The sequence below is a fragment of the Paenibacillus sp. J22P277 genome, assembly GCF_059383675.1.
On sequence record NZ_JBXENS010000001.1, the window covers coordinates 966,792 to 988,297 of the forward strand.

The window sequence follows — 21,506 nt, forward strand, 5'->3', positions numbered from 1 at the left end:
CGGCTAAAAGAAATGCTTATAAGCAGTCAAATGAAACGGTTACTGCTCATGAATGCTGTATCAGTAGTTATATTCAACTACATTGGTATATTCGTCAATTTATTTATTTGGGAAAAGTACAACAGTATCTCCGAGGTGGTATGGTTCAATCTAATCATGTTTATCGCGTGGACATTTGGATTTGCGGGTGGTTACAAATTGCTAACCAACTTCTCGACCCGTGTATTGATTCGAATAAATGCGCTCTGCGGAGCAATCGTTTTCCTGCTTTTATCGGTACTGGAACTGGATAACAGGCTTCTATGGATCGCGATTATCGCCATTCCAATCGGTATCATGTGGGGATTGTATGCCGTAACGCAGAACATTACATTGAGCATGTATGGGAAAGGGAAGGATTTCGAGCACTATTTCTCGCTAGCCAATATTATTAACCAGCTCGTCTCCATCATTAATCCGATCGCCTTTGCTCTGATTATCAAGTGGATTGGTTACTCTGGCTCGTTTCTGCTATTAATGTTGTTTGTCGCGCTCTTACTGACCGTTTCATTTTATATTCCTTCCATTACCCTCGCCGGGCAATCGGAGCGACTATTCCGCGGCATTCAATTTCGGCTGGTGTTCTCCAGCAGCAGTCTGCGTTGGATGGTTCCGTCCTTTATAGCAACAGGCATATTTCTGCAGTTTCAGGTTTTGTTTTCGTTAGTGTTTACGTTTACCGTATCAGAAGACAAATTGGTTATTGCAATATTGAATGTACTGAATGCCTGCTTCGCCATGGGGGCTATGTTCTTGTATAAGCGTTTGAAGGTCCGTGAAGCGACTTGGCTCGCCATCGGCATGATTTTTGTTTCGGTGGGTATTCTTCTGCCGTTGTTACCAAAGGCACCCCTGCTTATCATTTCAAACATTTTAACGACCATCGGTATGTTTTATTTCGGGACGATTTGGAACACGAGACAATTCAGAATGATTACGAAGCAAACCGTAATTCAACAAGCTCATATTTTTTTATGGCGAGAAGGCTTCTTGAATGCTTCCAAAATACTATTGCTAATATTGGCCTTATCGGTAAAGGAGATTCATGGAGGAACGTTTATTGGTTTAATGTTGTTAGCGCTTGTCTGCGCTTTAATGGTCCCGTATTTCTCCGGTAAGAGTACCGAAGTGTTAGAGAGACAGCCGAAGTGATTTTCCTTAACAGTACTTCCCGTGAACCCGAACGAGCCGAAGCCGACAAGGGATAGAATTCCTTTATTCAGTATCCGAATTAAGATAGGTTAGTTTCGTGGGTTCGTTTTTAAACTCACGTTCTCCCTTAGGAGTTGAACAGGCTACCGTATTTTGTCGGTAGCCTGGTGTCGCCTGTTTGCATATATCCACTTGCCCATAGGCTGCTATTATGCTGCTTCGTCTCCGCACTTCTGCCAGTACCTTGAATTGAATAGCCTATCCTATTCCTAGTTGCCCATAGTGTTCTACCAAACACTCACAAAGAATGAGCGGTCGGTTCACAAAATAAAAACCGTTTAGTTCGGCAGCATTCATGTTACGGCTTCTCGCTTCCGCTGGTCGTCAGCAACCTCGTCAATATCGTGTCGTCAGCTTATTAATATAAACATTTGCAGATATATGTATCATTTCCAAAGCTTCAACTTGAACTCTTTACGTGTTGAAACCTGTGTGTACCCGGACCGTAAGAATGCTTGGGCCATCGGGAAATTGCTGACATCCGTATCTGCGCGAATCAAAGTTTCACCCGCCGCAAGTAAGATGGAAGTACCTTGATTCAGAAGAGGATCGATATAGCCTCTCCCACGCTGCTCTGGAACGACGCCGATATAGGCAATCGTCGAGAAAGCAGGGGCTTTGGCTGGCATAACAAAGCCCACGAGCTGTCCGTCCGTATTGTACGCAAGCTGCCACCACTCCGGTTCATACTCCATCTCTTTCAGCTCTTCAAACAACTGAACAGCATGCTGTCTTGCTCCCAATTCATTGCGCTCATCATTGATTCGTTGATCAAGCGTTAGCAAGGAAACTTTCATGATGGCCTCGACAAAAGCATCTTCTCCAACTTCAGACAACGCAAGGAACGATAACGAGTTGGCGTGATCAACAGTGGTTATTTGGTCTGCATTCCTTTCAAAGCGCGTGGTTTCCCGAATTTCACGAAATCCCAAGTGAGAAAGAAAATTGATCCGTTTCTCGGCATGTCTTTGAAACTGAGGGTAAACGGGAGGAGTATCCAACATATGCTCGATATTAATTGCGCCATACGTCTTCATAATCGGTATGGTTCTCTCCAATAACGCAGTTCCCAGAGAGATATAATTCTCTTGATCCCACGGTATCTCCAACAAAACCATCGCTAACGGTTTCCCTACTTTTGGCATCGTCCAGAAGGCGATGCGTCCGCACGCGTGACCGTCTTCTTCCATGACATAACACCACTCTAGACGTATCGATCCGAGTCCAATCATTCTTTCCAAATAGCTCTGTATCTGTTCTGCTTCATCGGTTTGATTACCAATTGAGGAAAATTCCGTAATTTCATATGGTTGAATCTGGCGAATGTTCAACGTTTCCATAGATCTCCGTTCGATAGCTTTTTTTTAAGGCTTGGTTTGGCTTGGGACTTTGATCGCTTTGATCATCTGACGTATCGAACCGAGATGGTAGGCGGAGTGAGCTATCGCTCCCAACAGACCCGTCAATGTCTGTTCATCTAAGGAGTCAAGTGAATCTATCTTATTAAGCAGTGTTATGTATTTTTGTTGAAGTTCGTCATTAAATCGTACCCATGCGTTTTTATCAACGTTTGTAATGTTCCATGATGCTTTCCAGTCCTTTTTAGGCTCTTCTCCATTTAAGTCGGAATTAGCAGCCCATAAGTAATAACGGATATGATCCGTTTGAGCGGCAATTGTCGTGCCATTGGCAGGTATCGAAGCATCTTCTGCCGATAATTTTTCAAGCGTTCCGAATAAACCGCTACCAGGCCTTGCTTCCGTGTACCAGCTTGCGTTTTCTTCGGGTCCATCAAATGTTTCCTTTAACAATGTTTTAACAGCTACCAACATCGGATTGTCCATCTCAGTACCTCCTGATTTTTTGATAACCACCAAAATAACACTTGGTGGTTATAGATTAACCGAGTTGTTTTTAACTGTCAATATACATTATGATGGTTATAGCAAAGGAGTTTTGATCATGTTGGAAACGAACCCTTATATGATGGTCGGAGAACGTTTGTGTATGGATTTCATCAATACCGTCAGTTGGCGGGAAAGTGCCGAGAAACGGCGGGATTGGTTTACGAGTTACGCCAAATTGGTAGACTGGTGTATCCATGCGGAGGTCCTTACCGGACAACAAGCAAAAGCTCTTCTTTTGCATGCTGAAGAGAAGCCGTCTGAAGCGGGAGATGTTCTAAGGCAGGCAATCGAAATGCGGGAAGTCATGTATCGAATTTTCAAGTCCGTTTCAAAGAAATTATCGCCCCACCAGCCAGACCTTGAACGTTTCAATGAATCTGTGAGGCACTTCTATCAAAATTTGCAAGTCATTTATGAAAAAGATCATTACGCTTTGAAGTTCAAGCATTCCGAGAAAAACTTGGACATTATGTTTCCCCCGATTATCCAATCTGCTTTAGAATTACTCGTTTCCAAAAACGAGCTGGAGCGAGTCAAACAATGTGAGGGAGACCCTTGCGGATGGTTATTCTTCGATACGAGCCGGAACCGGAGCCGCCGCTGGTGTTCAATGGCCGATTGCGGCAATCGTGCGAAAGTAAGACGATTTTATCAAAAAGAGAAGTGACCCTAGTCTAGGTAAACACCCATGAAATGCTTACTGAAACAAAAAATCCGCGCAAAACGCGGATTCAAAGGAATACATGACGATAGCAACGAAAAAGCCATTCTTCGAAAAAATTAGCTTCTCAAAGTCATGAATGGGGCTCCTAGCAGAAATGAGCAAGGTTTTCACCGGTTTGCCTTGACGGCGAATTGCTCGATAATACTGTCCTCGAACCGATGCGGCAATTCAACCTTGCCACCGTATTCAGCAGTATGATAGATTGCCATAATGACTTGGTATGATAACATCGCATGGGCCAAGTCGCAGATGTGACCGGCCTGCGGATTCGCCAAGTATTCGGGAAAGGAATTGATATAATCGATCAAAGCATTCAAGTGATGATCATCCCAGCTCGACTTTTCGATCGTATGCTCGCCCGTTATGTAATTTCTCCTTTCCAATGTTTGATTGAGCGCGATCTTCAGATGTCCTTCTGAGCCGTACAAATCGACTCCGATATGATAAAACGGATTCGTTTCGCCTTTGAGCGATCGTGCGAAAGCGCCGCATTCAACGGTAGCCCTTACGCCGTTGGAAAATAAAATCGAAGCCATCGCCTCGTCCGGCGCTACGATCGAAGAGTTATCCTTGCCCTCGTACGGACCGGCCTGCCCCATCACCCATCGGATGGGACTAAAGTCGTTAAAATACATAACCATATCAATCAGGTGCGAGCCTTGCTCCATGATGTTGACCTTGGTGGAAGCACGAATAAACTCGATCTCGCCGATCGCGCCTGCGCGCAGCAATTGCTGTGCCTTACGCCAAGCCGGCAAATATTTATGTTGATGATTGACCAACGCCAGCTTGCCGTTTGCGTTGCAAAGCACCTCGATTTCATAGGCTTCCGACGGGGTTAACGCCAGCGGCTTCTCGATATTGATCAGCTTTACGCTTGGAAACCGGACGGCCACCTTTATCAGCTCCAGGCGTGCGTCGGCGCTGCTGACAATGTCTACGATATCGGGACTCGTCTCCTGCAGCAATGCTGCCAAATCCAATGATCGGGCAGCAATTTCATAACGGTCGGCAAGCGCTTTCAATCTTTCCGTATTCGAATGCCCGCAAATCCCGACAAGTTCGATGCTGTCGCTTGCTTGATACGCCTTGGCATGAGCATCGGCCCAGCCTTTCGTTCCAACGAGTACGACTTTTAATTTCATCGCATATGTCCCCTCTCAAATGAGCTGTCAGCTAGTGCGCATCTCATTATTCGTTTTGTTCCCTATTGCCATTTTATCATAATCCGGGAGCCAGCATTCCGAATGCTGTAGTTGCGAGGATCTATGGGGAATTTATCGGGTTATCGATTCTTCCGCCGCCAGTCGTGAAGGATGTGCCACGGGACGCAAAAAACAGGACGGCTATAGCTGTCCTGTTTTTACGTCTTATCGAAAGCTTTGTGCTCCACCGAGGCTTTGTTCAGCAATTTGAACCAATCTGCGAGTAATCGAACCACCTATCTTGCCGGCATTATAGGTTGTTAAATTTCCGTTATAGCCATCAGGAGAAAGCTGAATGCCAAGCTCTTGAGCAATTTCAAATTTGAGCTGATCAAGCGCGTGCGATGCTTGAGGTACGACTAACGAATTTTTTGCCATTTGTAGGCCTCCTATATCGGGGATTGGCGTTAATTTCCCCCAATAAAACAGAAATATGCAGGCAGACCAGGGGGCTTTTGCAAGTCGACTTGATGTGATCCTCAATCCAAAAATTTCCTCGTTACTGCAACATAAAAAAAGCTGATTCCTCAAGCTTCAGTGCGTAATGATCGCAATCCTTCATGTTATGTCAAACGAATAAGTTAATCGTCAGCTCTTCTTCAAATCCATGTTTGCGGTAAATGGTCTGTTCCATGGAACTAGCCTGTAAAATGGCTAACTTTGCTCCCGCAGCCTGCATGTCGTGCAAAGCATGACCTACAAGTGCGCCGCCGATACCTCTTGCACGGAATTCCTTCGATGTCGCGACCGTGTATATGCCTGTCACTTCGCCTGTGCTGAACGTCATGGCCGTTCCTACCGGCGCGTCGTTCAAATAAGCCAGAAAATACCGCATCCGTCCTTCCGGATCATATGCAAAAGCTTCGGTAAATGCACTGGCCAATTCGTCCGGGAGCCCGTATTCCGCCACGAACACCCGTTTGAACATCTCGAGCTCTTCATCCGTGTGAACGATCGCGATTCTCAATCCCGGCACATGAGATTGGTTAATCGCTTTCTCTTCCAGATCAACCGCCATGCCGGACATGGTACCGCCCGATAGGAATCCGCGGGATTTCAATGTTTCGTTAAGGAGTTCGTCCTGCATATGGGAATATGTATGCCAGACGCATTTCACGCCACGTTCGCGATAGGAATCGATAATGGATTTCACCTGTCTGGTTGCATCGATCTTATCGTCATTAGGCGCTTTATAATCGAATACGCGATTGAAAATCGTTAACGGCAACTCACTTTCGATTCTTGCGCAGTTTTCGTCACGAGAAAATTTCGCGTAAGGACTGTTGCTGCCCAAACGTTCAAACGTTTGGATCATGTTCTCCAAGATGGCTTTCTTTTTATTAATCATTTTCGCTCTCCTCCTCTCGATCAAGACCGCGATGATTGAAGGCAAACTTTTGAATGGCGGATTACGTAATCATTTTATTATTAATTCGTATTTTATAACGGCCATTTGCTTACCTTCAAGCGTTAACGTACGCTCTTCAATTTCCTTAAAGCCATTCTTTGCATAGAATGCTCTTCCTATTTCATTATCCTTTTTGACAATAACGGTTAAAGTATTCCCCGATTGCATCATTCCAAAAAATTCACTTAAAAACGTTGTACCGATTCCTTGTTTTTGCGATTCCGGTTTTATATAAATTCTATATAGTTCATATTCAGCTTTACTTAGTTGGATTAATTGCGCATAACCTACTATACGGTTAGAGTTTTCAGCCACTAGAAACGATGACTTCCCTAAGTCCGTATCGCCGTCGATGATCTGGCGTATATTCGAAATCGAAAACGCCTTATTGAGATATTGACTAATAAAATCCGTTGAAAGGCTTTCTCGATAAGCCGATGTCCAAGTCTCGAAGGCAACTTCTCTAATTTGCTCGGTATCGGCATGTGATGCTATTCGAATTGTAACCATGACATATCCCCTTCCAACCATTAAAAAGTTGTATCGCGCCCCTTGTCATTGACATTGTTCAACTACTAAAGTTTCAAATGTTCACTAAAAGGGGCGCGGTTCATTTATTAATGTAAAGAGCGCATTTTATAATCATGAGTAACTTAGTCGTTATTTTAAGGTTTGGGAAACAAAATCATTCACTGCTTTTACAAACGCTTGGGGCGTCTCCACATGATTCATATGCCCGCCTTGTTCGAACATCACGAGCTGCGAAGCCGGGATTTTCTCATCCATCTCCTCGGCCCACCGCGGTCCGCAGTTAAAATCGTACTCGCCTACGAGGATCAAGGTGTTGGTTTGAATGGTATCCAAGACAGCGCGAACATCCCACATATACGGCTTGCGATTCGGATCGACGGAGAAATTCAATCCCTCCTGCCACGCGTTGAATCCTTCGGGAAGTTTCCAAAAGTTACCGAAGAATGCAGGCATCAAGCGCCTTAAAACTTTTAAGATCGCTTCTCTATCCGTCGCTTTGCCCGTAATCATATCCATCCATGACTGCTTCGCATCCTGAGCTTCAGGAAGATCCGGCCAACGCTGCGTGAAAATCTCGAGTTGTTGAACCTGCTCCATGCCAAGTTCTTGATTCATGCAAGGAGCCGAGCTGTAGAGGATAAGTCCGCCGAGTTCATCCGGATAATCAAGTGCAAATTGAAGACCTACAAAACCTCCATGCGAGTGACCCAGGAAAAATGGCTGATGCGCTCCTACGTGCTCGGCTACTTTATGTGCGAAGTAGGCGTACTTCGACATGTTGTAATCTCCGTCAGGAAGGTTATCGGAATTCCCTGTGCCTACGGGCTCCAAATAGATAACGGTCATGGATTTTTCCAACAGCGGCATGCGCATGTAGCCCCAATGAAAACCAGGGCCTCCTGCATGAACGAGACAAACCGGTCCTTCCCCCGCAATATGATACACTTGTCGGATACCATCAATATCGACCTCGTGCGTAGCCAGTGCACCCATGGAGGCTTGAAAATCAGATGTAGTCATGCATATTCCCTCTTTCAGTTCATTTCTAACGGGATTCTTTGGATACATTTCATATAGATAGCACTTGACTCTTGTATACCAGTAGGCAATAATTGCTACATGGAAAACAGAAAAACGCAAATCATAGATCTGGCAGCATCGCTGATTCGAAAAAAAGGATACGCGAACTTTACTTTTGACGAGATTTCAAAACATTTCAGCCTTACAAAAGCAAGCATTCACTATCATTTCGGGAAAAAGGAAGATCTAGGCCTTGCCGTAATAGATCAACTTTATCGAGGGTTGGTCGACTTTAAGTCTGTTATTCAACTTTCATCTCAGTCGATTGAAGAGAAATTAACTCACTATTGCGTTACCCAATCCAGACAGTTTGCAGAGTATGACATATGTCCGACCTCTTCCTTACAGTCTGATTTTGAACTGCTTCCGGAATCGATGAGACAAAAACTGCAAGAGATAGGTGAATTAGAACTTTCGATTATCGATGATATTGTTGCTGAAGGAATCGTTGATCCTGCCATTAATACGCGCGCCTTGGCGATCACAATCTTGTCTGCAATCAAGGGAGCACTGCAGTACAACCGCGCAATGCGCGACAATTTTATTCCCGATATCATGTATGGAATCAATCGTCTTTTAAAAAACTAGCAAGAGTACACAATGTAAGAGCAAACAAAGTAAGGGCTGCCATTTGCAGTCTTTTTTGTTTTACACTCTACGTGATGAATCAGCCCAAATTCTGGCCATGATGATCTCGAACGGCCAGAACTTGATCCCGGAACGCGTTTACTCTCCCCTCAACGTACGCGTATTCGTCTTCCCGCATAACCAACCTCTACTCGGTAAGCGTGAAGCCCATTCGAATAGCGGGTATCGCCGAACCCGGATGATCTGCGCCGTAGGTCAACTGCGGTGCGAGGTATACGTCCGGATCGGCTTGCTTGCCCCGGTAAATGCCCGGATAGAGATCGAGGATATGGTAACCGGGCTCGCCGGTAGCCGTAACCGTAAACGTTACCGTCCCCTGGCTGTTGAACCCGCACATGTACCCCAGATAGGCATTATCGTAGTCCAGGTAGTACGCGTTGTCGTATTCCGTCCAACCGACGCCTTTGATTTGGATGGTCATCTCGGTCCCTGCCGGTCCGGAAGATGGCGTGATTTTGGTGATTGATGGCGCAATCGCCAGATATACCTCCGCATACGCAAGGCCTCCGACCTTCAGTTCGATCCGATGCGGCACGCCTCCTAGATCGTCCGGGATCGGAAAGGCATAGCTCAAACTGCCGCTGCCATCCGTGCGAGCCGTTCCGAGCGATCTCGTCTTCTCCGCGAAGCCCAATCCCGTAATCCGGCTGCCCTCCATGGTATGCCAGACCACATCCGCTTGTTTGCCTGCGGGCAATCCGCTCGCCTTCAACGTCGCCGAATCCCCGACATGGCCGATGGATCGGCTCAATGCCGCCTTGACGCCTACTTTGTTCGTTAGCGACGGCATATGCACGCCGCCCCCGGCGGCTATCGGCTGCGCTTCGACTTCGTTACGGACGATCGGCGCTTCATCCGTAACGGTATACGTAAAGCTGGGCACCGGCAGATAGGAATTCGGAGCTTCCGTATAGTTGATATACGGCATACCTAAATAACCATGCCAGATGGTGATCGAATGCTTGCCGGCGGGACCAGCGGCTCGTATCTTCGCGGTCGCGCTCCCGTTCGTGGACACGGCGGAGATGAGTCCCGTCATCTTGTTGTCGTAGGACAACTGCCAGTTGCTCTCCATGGTCGCGTAGCTGATGCCCTCAGCCTGTACCGTAATTTCCGAGCCGACAGGTCCGGACTCCGGGAACAAACGGAAGGTCGGAGCAACGAACACGTTCGTTTGGGCAACTTTTTTGTTGTTCTGGCGCACGTAAATCGTATGGTCGCCTCCGAAGCCTTTCGGCACGGCAAAGCTTCCGTTCCAGCTGCCCGTACTGTCGGTCGTGCCCATCGTCATCGTATGCCCTTCAAGCTTGTAGGACGGGCCGATTAAGCTATAAATACCTTGAGTGTCATAACTGCCCTGCTCGGTTTCCCACTGCAGCTTGACCGGCGCGTTCGGTTCCAAACCTTTGGACGAGAAATGAACGACAGCCCCTACTGTGCTGTTGTTTTCCTCGATCATTACGGTCGGCATGACGGATGCAACCTTATTTTCAGCCGAAGCAGGCGACACGTATAAGACGGAATAAAGCAAAAGCAGCGTACTTAGTATCGCGTAGGGTTTGACCATTCGTATCATCGGATGCAATGAAGTAGCCTCTTGCGTCTGTTGTTCATAGTTGTGCGTTGTTCGGTATCAACGATCGCAATTAGTGAATGGGCATGACTTGGAAGGGCTTTGTATTCGTCTTTCATGGAAGCCGATACTGAAAATCACCGGACTGTGGCCACTAGTTCCACCGAGGAACAAATGGCTTAACAGACCGAGTTACGTTTCGGTTATGGGCCGTGAGACTCGCCGAAATATGTTACCCCAAGTAGACACTGATCGTGATATCGTCGCTAAAACCGATCGACTGATACACACCTTGTGCCATCTTGCTCGCCTGCAGAACGGCAAGCCTTCCGCCGGCAGCTTGTCCTTCACGTACGGCATGCGCCGTCAATGCGCTTCCGAGGCCTCTACGCCGATAGGTTTCCAGCGTGGCCACGTTGTAAATCCCGATCGTCTCCCCGTCGTGGAAAGCAGTCACTGCTCCGGCGGGCTCGCCGTCCAAGAAGCCAACATAATGCCGGAATACGGCGTTCTCGCCGAAAGCGGCAGCTTCACAGATCTGCACGAAGACATCGCCTGCCTCTCCTGTCAATTCAAATACAGGCGGTACGATATCCTGGAACCATTTCATTTCTGATGGAACTTGGATCGGTTCGATGACGAAGCCTGGAATCGCGGGTGCATTGTACGTCCAATCGCTCAGCGAAAGCGACATGCCGGACATATCTTCGACCTTTTCAAGCCCGACCGCCTCCAGCGCCTGCGTCAAATCGGCGACGCCGTCGTCATGGGACCAGGTCAGCCAACTGAACGGGACCTTGGTTCCACGATAATAATCCGCCAACTTCCCAATATCGTCCAAGGCGTTTTCGGACATCGCCGCTTGATAAGCAATGACGCGGTTGTACAAAGGATGAGAGAGGTCAGACTCGATTCGGATTGCCTGCGGCGTCCGTTCCAGAACGATACGTGGGCAGACATTGGCCAATTGTTCCATTATATTAATCATGTTTTGCTTGATCTTCTCAGGAATTGCGGTCATGGTTAGTCCTCGCTTATAATATGATTTTCTTTCATTCATTCTGGCGTTTCAACCTATTTATCCGCTAGAAACCTTCTTATTACAGCTATATATTCATCTGTCTCTTCTAAATAGCTGCTATGCGAGCTGTTCTCGAAAATATGCAAAGCGGAGTTGGGTGCCAGAGATTGATAATACCGCGTCGATTCCGGCGTAGCTTCGTCATGTCGTCCGCATACGAAAATTGAAGGAATGTTGATCCTATGAAGGTGAGGCGTGCAATCAAACGTCTTCAAATTGCCAGTCGGGCTGAATTCAGAAGGTCCCCACATGGTCATATAAACATCTGTATTCCCTTTTGCCAGACTCTCCGTAACAATGGATGGTATCGGTTCCATACGAATGAGATGTCTTTTGTAATATTCGTTTATCGCTTTCTTATATTCATCCGAATCGGTTGTGCCTTGTGCCTCGCTATTAGCAATGATCCTCTGGTCGTCTTCAGACATCCTTGACAGAAGGACGTCAGCATCCTTTTTCCATCGTTCAGCACTAAGGCACGGGCTCGAAAAAATGACGCTGCGAATGCCGGTTGGCTGTCGGTCCAGTATATAGGCTGCGGCAAGCATGGTTCCCCACGAATGTCCTAGGAGATGAAACTCGTTTAAACGAAGTTCAGTCAATAGGCAGTCTAACTCATCTACAAACCGCTCTGTATTCCACAAGGAAGGATCGGTGGGGCGATCTGAATTCCCCGAGCCGAGCCGAGCTGATCATAAAAAATAACAGGCCTTTCATCGGCCAGAGCCTGAAGAACCGTTAACGAATCATGCGTGATTCCTGGTCCTCCATGAAGGACGACAAGAGGCGTCTTGCTTCCCGATCCCATTCGGATATACCAAACTTTCCCTCCAGGAACATCGATATAGCCTTCACTCTCGTACACTAGCATGTTGCTGTATGATATGTTAAGATTTCTCGCGTTCTAATTGTTACCGATCTACCGATTCATCCCCAAGGCTGAAGATCATCGGCCTGTGGCTGACAGTCCCATAAAGGAACAAATCGCTTAACAGGCCGAGTACATTTTATATTCACGGGGTATTGGCCGTCAGGCTGCCTTGATTCAGGACATTTGCTCTAACAACTAAAGACCCGGATAAGTAATATGATACTTTTTGGAAACTGCTAGCAGATGCTGCATGGCTTCGGGAGTAGGCGGCTCTACATGAGCCTCCATGCCTTCCACATAAGGAACGCCTAGCTCCTTGACGAACGAATCGAATCCCGCAGGATAGGCGGTAACCAGAAACTTGGCTTTGTCTGATTTCACCTTGAACGTGTGCGGAATGCCGCGAGGCGCGAACACGTATTCGCCGGCTTTCACCGAAATCGTCTCCTTACCGAGCGTCATCTCGATTTCTCCATCCAGAACGTAAAAAGATTCATCTTCCTTTTCATGCAAATGCAGCGGAGGCCCATCATCTTTCTTGACGGAACAATGCACGACGCAAAACTCTCCATTCGTATCCTCGCCGCTCACCAAGATGGAATTTACGTCGCTAAGAAATAGGTACGTATTGTCTTTGTTGATATTCCGGTACATCATACCTGCTATGCTTTGATTACTCATCGTTGCGTAGGCTCCTTCTTGATGTGAAATCGTGACCCGCGTTAAACCAGTAGAAGTAACAGAAAAGACTACCTTATGGAGAGAGGTACCTCTCCTGAGAATAGTTGCTCGTTAGAAACCGGGAAAAGCGGTTAAATCGGGCAATTAAATGAAGAAAAGAATGACAAGGAGTACTGCTAATACGATAGCGGGAAGCGTTTGTTGAACCGTATCTTTCACGCGAACGTGCGTGAGGATGCCGCCAAGCATCGTAACGCCTAACAACAAAACTCCTGCCGCAGTCCAGCTAGGTTCCCAGAATCCGATTGCCAGTGCCACTACTCCCACCAATTGGATAAGTCCCGTAACTACACGGAACCATTGAGGCAATCTATAATGATTAAACGCGTCGATTTGCATTTTCGAACCCGAGATTTTACTGAATCCCGCCAACAGAAAAACTAAGCTTAAAAGACCTTGCAAAACGATCGTTACGATATCCACCCTGGAGCTCCTTCACTGATTCAATTACAGCATGGCTTATTGGTTAATTGGCCCGTTTAACCGAGTCCATTTTTCATTCACGGTCATGACCGCCAGGCAACCTTAGTTGGGATATTTGCTCTAGGTTAAAGACCGGGATAAGTAATATGATACTTTTTGGAAACTGCCAGCAGATTCTGCATGGCTTCGGGAGTAGGCGGCTCTACATGAGCCTCCATCCCTTCCACATAAGGAACGCCTAGTTCCTTCACGAAAGAATCGAATCCCGCAGGATAGGCGGTAACCAGAAACTTGGCTTTGTCTGATTTCACCTTGAACGTGTGCGAAATGCCGCGAGGCGCGAACACGTATTCGCCGGCTTTGACCGAAATCGTCTCCTTACCGAGCGTCATCTCGATTTCTCCATCCAGAACATAAAAAGATTCATCTTCTTTCTCATGCACATGCAGCGGAGGCCCATCATCTTTCTTAACGGAACAATGCACGACGCAAAACTCTCCGTTCGTATCCTCGCCGCTTACCAAGATTGAATTTACATCGCTAAGAAATAAGTACGTATTGTCTTTGTTGAGATTCCGGTACATCACATCTGCTTTGCTTTGATTACTCATCTTCTTGTAGGCTCCTTCTTGGTGTGGAATCCTTTTGTTCTGTTACTGACTAACCGGCCGGTAAGTTCAAATGCAACTACTTGAGTATAGCTACTCACTATTTCTATGTCAATATTTCTAACATTAAAAATCCGTTAATATAATCTATTAAACCCGGACACTCGTTTGGCGACGATATCTCTAAACATTTCGGAGTTTCGAAAGCCGGCATTCACTATCATTTCGAAAAGAAGGAAGACCTTGGTCTTGCCGTAACCGATAGCTTTACCAACGGCTGAACGAATTTATGGCGTTTATTAAACGATCGCCGAAGCGGCAGAGGAAAAGCTGATCTCTTTTGTTACCTGCAAACCGAGCGGTACGCGGAGCAGGATATTTGCCCGGTATCTTCCTTGCAGGCTGACTACGGACAGCTGCCGGAAGCGCTGAAGCAGAAAATCCAAGCGATCTGTCAATTGGAACTTTCGATCCTCAATGAAATCGTAGCCGTGAAAATGACGGATCCCGCAATCGATACGCGCGCATTGGCGATTACGATCCTGTCCGCCGTTAAAGGCGCGCTTCAGTATAGGCGAACAATGTGCGAGAATTTCTATTCCGAGATTGCATATGGAATCGGCCGCTTGCTAAAAAACGCGTAAACAATCGGTACCGAAAAAAGGAGACATCGCTCTATTGCGAGTCCCCTGTAGGCTTAATTTGTCCCTTTTAACATAAAAATTGTTGATCCTTTGGAAGAACCACTTCTGACGTTCATTTCTTCACCTTATAAAACTCATGATACAGCTTCATCAGCGCCCGCTTCTCGATCCGCGACACGTACGAGCGGCTGATGCCGAGCTCCTTCGCGATCTCACGCTGCGTCCGTTCTTCCCCGCCGGTGATAAGGCCGAACCGACCGACCACGACTTCCTTCTCGCGATCATCCAATATATCTAAATTTTTATAGATTTTACTCTTTTCAATCTTCAATTGAACCCGGTCCGCGACCTCGTCGGCTTCCGTCCCGAGGATATCGATGAGCGTAATTTCGTTGCCTTCTTTGTCCGTTCCGATCGGATCGTGCAGCGATACGTCCTTTCGCGTTTTCTTGAGCGACCGGAGATGCATCAGAATTTCGTTCTCGATGCAGCGCGCCGCGAACGTCGCGAGCTTCGTGCCTTTTCCCGTTTGGAAGCTCTCGATGGCCTTGATCAGCCCGATCGTTCCGATGGAAATCAGGTCCTCGAGTCCTTCGCCCGTATTGTCGAATTTTTTGACATTGTGAACACAACCCGATGTTGAAACGGAAGTGTTTGAATCGGCAACTCAATTCGACGAAGGTCGATGTCTTGCTGCCGTGATGGGAAACCTTTATGTCTTCCATCTGGGTTTAGACTTGTGTTACTTAACCCATAAGTTCGGAGTCTAGGTATGCTTATGCTTCAAAATTACAGTGGCAAACTTATGCTCCAAAGCGAAGAAGCCCTTGAATATCAAGGACTTAGCCTACTTTATGAAAGATAAATCGTCTTTCAAATTAAATCCATACCCTTAATTAACCGTAGGAGTTCATGATTGACTGCTAACGACTTTGCAACAATTGCAAAATGGCGATTTAAATATGATACTAAATTGTAACGCCTAAATTTACCCGCAGAAACACGAATTAACGTATTCGACCACATACCATGAAGGCTCCCACCAGTACAAGTCTAACCCCCGAATCTGTTCTTCGTGCCCGATGCTGAAAGAATGCACAAAAACAGGCGCGTTGTAACACAACACGTGCAGCAAAACAGCAAGGAATGGGTGAAATATTTTAGAACGACTTTTCGGCACTTCTTCCCAAAGTGATACAAGTTAATAGATGCGTCTTCTTGCTTGATCGGCGATACCGCTTTTACGGAAGAAATAGGTATTGATCCGGTCGCGCCACTCCTTCGCATGCTCGGCCTGCTCCGCGAGACGGTCCCTTACCTGCCGATGCAGCTCCTGTTCCATACTGCCCTCGAGGAGGTCCCAAGACGCTTTCAAGCTCTCGGCCCGTTCCGCGCCTTCGAAATGCGTGTCGTAAATCGATTGAATGACTGTCTTGCCGGATTGAAGACGATGCGTATATGGGACGTGATGGAAGAATAGCAGCAGCTCGTCCGGACAGCTCGCCGACGACTCGTACCGCTCGAAATTCGCGCCGGCATACTGGGCGGCGTAGCCCGTGCCGGATGCATTCGTCCGATCCACGCCGATGCCATGGCAATCGGCGAAATGATAGGTGCCCCACATTGAATACTCGTACCCGTCCACATTAGGCCCGTAATGATGATCGGGATTGACCATGAAACCTATCCCGAGCGGTGCCGTGTAGGACTCGTAGATACCCAATGAATCCATCAAGATATCCCGGACCGTATGAACAAGCCGTTCATCACCGCCGAAAGTCAAGCGTATCCATTCTTCGGCGATTGTTTCGGCGGACAGCTCCGGATTCCAGGCCAGCCGACCGTACCCGTACAAGTTCGCTTGCGCCAGCAGATGCCCTGTCCAATTTTCGTCATTGCCGATATTGGAGACGGCGGCGAAGCCGCTTTGCGGGTTACCGTGAAAAGAGCCGTCGACGATGCGTTTGATACTGGAGCCTTCGCCCTTGATCAACGTATCGAAGTCGAGGACTTCCTTCCACTGCGGAACAAGATAGCAGACATGCCGCTGCTGGCCGGTATATTCCTGCGTAATCTGGAACTCGATCATCTGGTTCGTCGCTTCCATCGCGCCAAGCAATGGAGATACTGGCTCCCGCACTTGAAAGTCGATCGGCCCGTTCTTCACCTGCAGAATGACGTTGTCCATGAATTTTCCGTCGAGGGGCTTGAAATGATCATAGGCCGCCCGCGCCCGGTCCGTTTTGCGATCGCGCCAATCCTGCTTGCAGTTATATACGAAACAACGCCAGATCACGACGCCGCCATATGGCTTGAGCGCTTCGGCCAGCATATTTGACCCGTCCGCGTGATCGCGGCCGTATGTAAAAGGTCCTGGCCGATTCTCCGAATCCGCTTTGACCAGGAAACCGCCGAAATCGGGAATCGCCGTATATACCTCGGCTGCTTGGGCGCGCCACCATTCGCGAACGGCGGCATCGAGCGGATCGGCCGTAGGCAGTCCGCCGATTTCAAGTGGGCTGGCATAATTGACGCTCAGAAACAATCGGATGCCGTACGCACGGAATATGCCGGCCAACTTCGCAACATCAGGCAGGAATTTCGCAGTCACCAGCATGGACTCAACTTGATGAACGTTCACGTTGTTAATGGAAATGGCATTGATACCGGATGAAGCGAGCAATCTCGCATAATCCCGAACTCGTTCCGTATCCGCGGTAATCCGGTTGTCCGCGAAAAAAATCGACCGTCCGGCATATCCCCGTTCCACGCTTCCGTCCATATTGTCCCATTGATTAATCATCCGCAGCCGGTTTACCGGATTCTCCGCGATATTCAACGCGTCGATATCGATGCCGGCGCTTAGGAGCCGAAGCAAGTGGAATACGCCGTATATGAGGCCCGCTGAGGAAGATGCACCTATTGCAATGCAACGCAAGGTCATGTCCGTTTTGATAACATACCCTTCCGCACATACCGCTGCACGCGCGCCTACGGGGTAGATTTGATCGATCATCGGGTTTCGACCGAAGGTTCCGAGTACGATGCAGGCACCTCCTTCACTATTGGCCGACAGCGAGGCAGAGATGCCAAGGAGTCCCTCGATCCCTCGGGACAGTTCGGCTGCTGCCGTGCCAATCGTTTCGTCTTGTTCCGTTAGGACGATGCGGCTGTATAACCTGTACTGATCATATCGCTCCCCCGGGGCTATTCGGTGATAACCGAGCCAGGCCCGATAAGCGTTCTTGTTATGAAATAATGCGGATGTACTCATTCCTAATTCCTCCTGAAACCTTGTTAGTTATCATCAACGCGAAACATCAAACCAATCGAAAGGCATGCTTTCCGGAAATAAAACGAACCGGAGTCTCGGGAAACCCGGTTTCGATCCGTTTAGTCAAACCCTTCATGCCGGGTTCTTCGCTCTGGGCATGGCCGAGCATAATCAAAGCCTTCCGTCTGCGCTGATGCACGGCATCCCGCACATATTCCGGCGTTTCCCATTCCGGTCCCTCGCCGGCAATGACCAAGTCCACGTTCGCTTGCTCGAACAGTGGGATGGACAAGTCGCCTCCTCCTCTGTACCCCGCCAACAATCCAATACGGGCGCAAGGCATGGATATGTCCCCGACAACGCGCACATAGGGAATGTCCAGCTTGCGTTTCGCCCATTCGGCGACTTCAAGTACCGTCATCGCCGGAATCGCGACAATGGCCGCGGTCGGACGATGTTCGATCACATCGGTGGTCCAGCCCAATTCCTGAAGCAATCCTGTCATAATGCCGTCAGGCTGGTAGCGATGCAAACCATCGTGAAACCGGTAGATCGCGATACCGGACTCCTCGATAAGCGCTCGTTTGCGCCGGTAAACAGGATCATGTCGTAGGGATTCGCCTCTGTCGCGGTGACTGTAGAATGTCCCCTCATGCGCAATAATCAGATTCGCACCGACAGCAAGCGCTTGTTCGATCACCTCCTGCGTCGCCATGAACGCGGTCACGATCCCCGTCACCACTAAGGACGGATCGCCGGATTCCAGCCCGTCCACCGTTTGTTCGAGCCGACCGACCGGCTCCGTCAGCTTGTTCAAGACATCTTGAACCGTCGTCATTGCCGGGACCCCCCATTCAAGGAATGCTCTTGGTTCGCGTAATCGCTGCCGATCGCTATCGTATTGTTATCGAAATGGTCAACGGACACTTTCTGCTCGTAGAAATGCATCGCGTTTCGCTGCATCCCGCCGCTCGTGTAGAAGGGAGCTTCCGGTCCGATAGGGAATGTCACGTTCTGGCCGAGGCTGTCCGCCTTATAGATGCCGATGATCAATTCCATCGCGAGCTTCCCTGTTCGCCGTCGATCTGGACTGGCGAGACCGACTCGATCGCCATGAGCATATTACCGATCTGTCCAGCGTGACCTTCATTAACGACATCCGGAATCGAATCGTAATACTGCCGAATCTCTTCGATCAACGTATCGTTGGCGTACGGAAAACCATTCGAATGCGCAAACGAGGCGGTAACCTTCCACGGCGTGGATACCCTGGCTTTGACGCCTTGGAAAATCAGCTGCTGCTTTTCTCCATGATGGACGACCGCGTGAGCCGAAGGCGGCATGCAGACGGACACCAAGTCGACATCTCCATGCAGCAGCGCGGTATAACGCAATCCGTGATTCACGAATTGCTGCTGCGCTTTCTCCACGAAAATACTGGCGACGGGCACGACTTCGCAGCAACTGCCGAACATGAAGTATGCTTCGATATGTGCGTTCGAAATCGATCCTGTGTCGATCATCGCAACTTTTATCATGCGGGTATCCTCCTTGGGAATCGGATGAAGCGATTACTCAAACGCCAGAATAAGCCATAAATCCCCCATCCACGGGAATTGTTGAACCGGTGACGAATCCAGACAGCGTATCGTCGGCCAGCCATAATAGCGTGCCAAGCAGGTCCTCCGGCTTGCCGAAGCGACGCATCGGCGTGTGGCTGATGATTTTGCCGGAGCGTTCGGTAAGCGTGCCGTCCTCGTTCAGTAACAGCTTTTTGTTCTGTGCGGTCAGAAAGAAGCCCGGCGCAATCGCATTCACGCGAATGCCGCTATCGGCCAAATGCACCGCGAGCCACTTCGTGAAGTTATCGATCGCCGCTTTGGCGGCGCTGTAAGCCGGCACTTTCGTCATTGGGGACGGCGCGCTCATGGAGGAGATATTAATGATCGTCGCGCCTTGCCTGCTGAGCATCTGCTTGGCGAAGAGTTGAGTCGGAATCAGCGTGCCGACGAAGTTCAGGTCAAGCACGTCCCGAAAGCCCGCGACGCTCAGATCGAAGAAGGATTGAACGTTCGGCGCGGACAGATCCTCTAGCCGGAACGTCTCGTTGGTCGTATTCGCGCTCGGATGGTTCCCGCCGGCACCGTTGATCAGCATGTCGCACGGGCCCAGCAGCTCCAGGATCGCATCGGCGGCATGCCGGACGCTCGCTTCAACGGTTACGTCGCAAGATAAAGCGACTGCTTCTCCGCCGGCTTGCAAGATCGCATCCGCGACCTCCTGCCCTTTATCGAGGGATCGGTTCAAAATCGCGATCCGCGCGCCTTGTCTGGCGAGCTCGATGGCCATGACGCGGCATAATACGCCCGCCCCGCCGGTAATCACGGCGATTTTGCCGTTCAATGATGGAAATCGTGCAAGATCCGGCATTACGATTCGACCTTCCTTTCTCTTCGCCGAGAAGCGTCCCATAGTCCCCATAAGTACATAATGCCAAGCGCGCGATCATACAGTCCGTATCCAGGTCTGCATTGTTCGTCCCAGATATGCCTCCCGTGATCCGGACGGCAGAAGCCCGCAAAGCCGGTCCGCTCCAAAGCGCCGACGATGCCGGTGATATCCACGGTTCCGTCGCTCGTACGATGCGAAGTTTCGATAAAATCGCCGTTCTCGTACACGCGCACGTTCCGGATATGCGCGAACGGGATCCGGTCCGCGAACTCGTTCACGATGGAGACGATGTCGTTAGCCGGGTTAGCCCCGAGCGATCCGCTGCACATCGTAAGCCCGTTATAGGGACTGTCCACGAGCCCGAGGTAGCGCCGAATGTTCGCTTGATTCGTCATTAATCGCGGCAATCCGAAGATCGGCCACGGTGGGTCGTCCGGATGTATGGCCATGACAATGTCGTGCCGGGCAGCGAATGGAATGATCTCATTCAGAAAATAGCCGGCGTTCGACCACAGCTGCTCTTCCGTGATGCCTCGATAGGCTTCGAAAAGTTCGGTCAAGCGCGCCATTCGCTCCGGCTCCCAGCCCGGCATCGTGAAGCTTTTATTCGCGTTAATGCATTCCGCTTGTTCCAAGGGATTCATAATATCCACCTTCTGATGCTCATAGAACAAAGCCGTGGACCCATCTTCCATTTCTTTGTGAAGATCGGTGCGCACCCAATCGAATACCGGCATGAAATTATAGCAGATGACCTTTACGCCGACCTGCGCCAATTTGGCAATCGTCTTTTTGTAATTGTCGATATAGCGGTCGCGACTCGGCAACCCCAGCTTGATAGCTTCGTGTATGTTGACACTTTCAACGACCTTCGTATGCAAACCGGCTCGATTGGCGGCTTGCGTGATCTCCAGAATCTTATCCATTGGCCATTCATCGCCCGCCGGAACGTCGTGCAGCGCCCAGACGATCCCCTCCACCCCGGGAATCTGTCTGATTTGCTTCAACGTCACGGTATCGTTGCCTTCTCCAAACCAGCGGAACACCATTTTCATATTCAGTCTCGCCTACTTTTTATTAGAATGC

Annotated in this window: 23 protein-coding genes and 2 pseudogenes; 4 read left to right on the plus strand and 21 right to left on the minus strand. The window is 48.9% G+C overall.

Features of this window, described 5'->3' with window-relative positions:
- Positions 1-12 precede the first annotated feature (12 nt).
- The gene (locus AC50YL_RS04515) at positions 13-1,191 is read left to right on the plus strand and encodes an MFS transporter (protein WP_494829637.1); all 1,179 of its coding nucleotides are present in this window, start codon (positions 13-15) and stop codon (positions 1,189-1,191) included.
- Positions 1,192-1,637: 446 nt separating this feature from the next.
- Here the strand turns inward: AC50YL_RS04515 and AC50YL_RS04520 are convergent, their stop codons facing one another.
- Positions 1,638-2,582 (minus strand): GNAT family N-acetyltransferase, encoded by a 945-nt coding sequence (locus AC50YL_RS04520; protein WP_494829639.1) that lies wholly within the window; start codon positions 2,580-2,582, stop codon positions 1,638-1,640.
- A gap of 33 nt (positions 2,583-2,615) precedes the next feature.
- Entirely contained in the window at positions 2,616-3,095 is a 480-nt protein-coding gene (locus AC50YL_RS04525; RefSeq protein ID WP_494829641.1) for a hypothetical protein, read from the minus strand.
- A gap of 118 nt (positions 3,096-3,213) precedes the next feature.
- Here AC50YL_RS04525 and AC50YL_RS04530 point away from each other — a divergent pair, with 118 nt between their 5' ends.
- Positions 3,214-3,825 (plus strand): CGNR zinc finger domain-containing protein, encoded by a 612-nt coding sequence (locus tag AC50YL_RS04530; RefSeq protein ID WP_494829643.1) that lies wholly within the window; start codon positions 3,214-3,216, stop codon positions 3,823-3,825.
- Between the two features lie 164 nt (positions 3,826-3,989).
- Here the strand turns inward: AC50YL_RS04530 and AC50YL_RS04535 are convergent, their stop codons facing one another.
- The 5 genes from AC50YL_RS04535 to AC50YL_RS04555 form a co-directional block, all read right to left on the minus strand.
- On the minus strand, positions 3,990-5,027 hold the full coding sequence (locus AC50YL_RS04535; protein ID WP_494829645.1) for a Gfo/Idh/MocA family protein: 1,038 nt from the start codon (positions 5,025-5,027) through the stop codon (positions 3,990-3,992).
- A 225-nt stretch (positions 5,028-5,252) separates the two neighbouring features.
- A complete protein-coding gene (locus AC50YL_RS04540) occupies positions 5,253-5,465 on the minus strand; it encodes an alpha/beta-type small acid-soluble spore protein (protein WP_494829647.1) in 213 nt (70 codons plus the stop codon).
- A 190-nt stretch (positions 5,466-5,655) separates the two neighbouring features.
- Positions 5,656-6,435 carry a GNAT family N-acetyltransferase gene (locus AC50YL_RS04545; protein ID WP_494829648.1) on the minus strand — a complete coding sequence of 260 codons (780 nt, stop codon included), beginning with the start codon at positions 6,433-6,435 and terminating at the stop codon, positions 5,656-5,658.
- Positions 6,436-6,504: 69 nt separating this feature from the next.
- Positions 6,505-7,005 carry a GNAT family N-acetyltransferase gene (locus AC50YL_RS04550; protein WP_494829649.1) on the minus strand — a complete coding sequence of 167 codons (501 nt, stop codon included), beginning with the start codon at positions 7,003-7,005 and terminating at the stop codon, positions 6,505-6,507.
- A gap of 150 nt (positions 7,006-7,155) precedes the next feature.
- On the minus strand, positions 7,156-8,046 hold the full coding sequence (locus tag AC50YL_RS04555; RefSeq protein ID WP_494829651.1) for an alpha/beta fold hydrolase: 891 nt from the start codon (positions 8,044-8,046) through the stop codon (positions 7,156-7,158).
- A 99-nt stretch (positions 8,047-8,145) separates the two neighbouring features.
- On the opposite strand from AC50YL_RS04555, the gene AC50YL_RS04560 reads away from it, so the two are divergent.
- A complete protein-coding gene (locus AC50YL_RS04560; protein ID WP_494829652.1) occupies positions 8,146-8,694 on the plus strand; it encodes a TetR/AcrR family transcriptional regulator in 549 nt (182 codons plus the stop codon).
- Between the two features lie 187 nt (positions 8,695-8,881).
- Here AC50YL_RS04560 and AC50YL_RS04565 read toward each other — a convergent pair whose 3' ends face one another.
- The 6 genes and pseudogenes from AC50YL_RS04565 to AC50YL_RS04590 form a co-directional block, all read right to left on the minus strand.
- A complete protein-coding gene (locus AC50YL_RS04565) occupies positions 8,882-10,225 on the minus strand; it encodes a hypothetical protein (protein WP_494829653.1) in 1,344 nt (447 codons plus the stop codon).
- 334 nt (positions 10,226-10,559) lie between these two features.
- Positions 10,560-11,348, minus strand: coding sequence for a GNAT family N-acetyltransferase (locus tag AC50YL_RS04570; protein WP_494829654.1), 789 nt, complete (start codon positions 11,346-11,348; stop codon positions 10,560-10,562).
- A 53-nt stretch (positions 11,349-11,401) separates the two neighbouring features.
- Positions 11,402-12,273: pseudogene (locus tag AC50YL_RS04575) on the minus strand (proline iminopeptidase-family hydrolase).
- Positions 12,274-12,474: 201 nt separating this feature from the next.
- Positions 12,475-12,960: a quercetin 2,3-dioxygenase gene (locus AC50YL_RS04580; protein WP_494829656.1), complete on the minus strand. Its 486-nt coding sequence runs from the start codon at positions 12,958-12,960 to the stop codon at positions 12,475-12,477.
- A 144-nt stretch (positions 12,961-13,104) separates the two neighbouring features.
- The gene (locus AC50YL_RS04585; RefSeq protein WP_494829657.1) at positions 13,105-13,443 is read right to left on the minus strand and encodes a DoxX family protein; all 339 of its coding nucleotides are present in this window, start codon (positions 13,441-13,443) and stop codon (positions 13,105-13,107) included.
- Positions 13,444-13,568: 125 nt separating this feature from the next.
- The gene (locus AC50YL_RS04590; RefSeq protein ID WP_494829658.1) at positions 13,569-14,054 is read right to left on the minus strand and encodes a quercetin 2,3-dioxygenase; all 486 of its coding nucleotides are present in this window, start codon (positions 14,052-14,054) and stop codon (positions 13,569-13,571) included.
- 176 nt (positions 14,055-14,230) lie between these two features.
- Between AC50YL_RS04590 and AC50YL_RS04595 the strand changes: the two genes are divergently transcribed.
- Positions 14,231-14,332 (plus strand): hypothetical protein, encoded by a 102-nt coding sequence (locus tag AC50YL_RS04595; protein WP_494829802.1) that lies wholly within the window; start codon positions 14,231-14,233, stop codon positions 14,330-14,332.
- Positions 14,333-14,350: 18 nt separating this feature from the next.
- Here AC50YL_RS04595 and AC50YL_RS04600 read toward each other — a convergent pair whose 3' ends face one another.
- The 8 genes and pseudogenes from AC50YL_RS04600 to uxuA all read right to left on the minus strand — a co-directional run bounded on the left by AC50YL_RS04600 (position 14,351) and on the right by uxuA (position 21,475).
- Complete coding sequence (locus AC50YL_RS04600) at positions 14,351-14,509, minus strand: hypothetical protein (protein ID WP_494829660.1); 159 nt, start codon at positions 14,507-14,509, stop codon at positions 14,351-14,353.
- Between the two features lie 298 nt (positions 14,510-14,807).
- Positions 14,808-15,320 (minus strand): annotated as a pseudogene (gene sigK, locus AC50YL_RS04605) (RNA polymerase sporulation sigma factor SigK); the annotation flags it as partial.
- 576 nt (positions 15,321-15,896) lie between these two features.
- On the minus strand, positions 15,897-17,969 hold the full coding sequence (locus tag AC50YL_RS04610; protein WP_494829662.1) for an alpha-glucuronidase family glycosyl hydrolase: 2,073 nt from the start codon (positions 17,967-17,969) through the stop codon (positions 15,897-15,899).
- 46 nt (positions 17,970-18,015) lie between these two features.
- The gene (locus AC50YL_RS04615) at positions 18,016-18,807 is read right to left on the minus strand and encodes a Nif3-like dinuclear metal center hexameric protein (RefSeq protein WP_494829664.1); all 792 of its coding nucleotides are present in this window, start codon (positions 18,805-18,807) and stop codon (positions 18,016-18,018) included.
- Positions 18,804-19,028, minus strand: coding sequence for a hypothetical protein (locus AC50YL_RS04620; RefSeq protein WP_494829666.1), 225 nt, complete (start codon positions 19,026-19,028; stop codon positions 18,804-18,806). The genes AC50YL_RS04615 and AC50YL_RS04620 overlap by 4 nt, the downstream gene beginning before the upstream one ends.
- Entirely contained in the window at positions 19,019-19,507 is a 489-nt protein-coding gene (locus tag AC50YL_RS04625) for a hypothetical protein (protein ID WP_494829668.1), read from the minus strand. The genes AC50YL_RS04620 and AC50YL_RS04625 overlap by 10 nt, the downstream gene beginning before the upstream one ends.
- Before the next feature lie 37 nt (positions 19,508-19,544).
- Positions 19,545-20,399, minus strand: coding sequence for an SDR family oxidoreductase (locus tag AC50YL_RS04630; RefSeq protein ID WP_494829669.1), 855 nt, complete (start codon positions 20,397-20,399; stop codon positions 19,545-19,547).
- Complete coding sequence (gene uxuA / locus AC50YL_RS04635) at positions 20,399-21,475, minus strand: mannonate dehydratase (RefSeq protein ID WP_494829671.1); 1,077 nt, start codon at positions 21,473-21,475, stop codon at positions 20,399-20,401. Before uxuA ends, AC50YL_RS04630 begins: the two co-directional genes overlap by 1 nt.
- Positions 21,476-21,506: the final 31 nt, after the last annotated feature.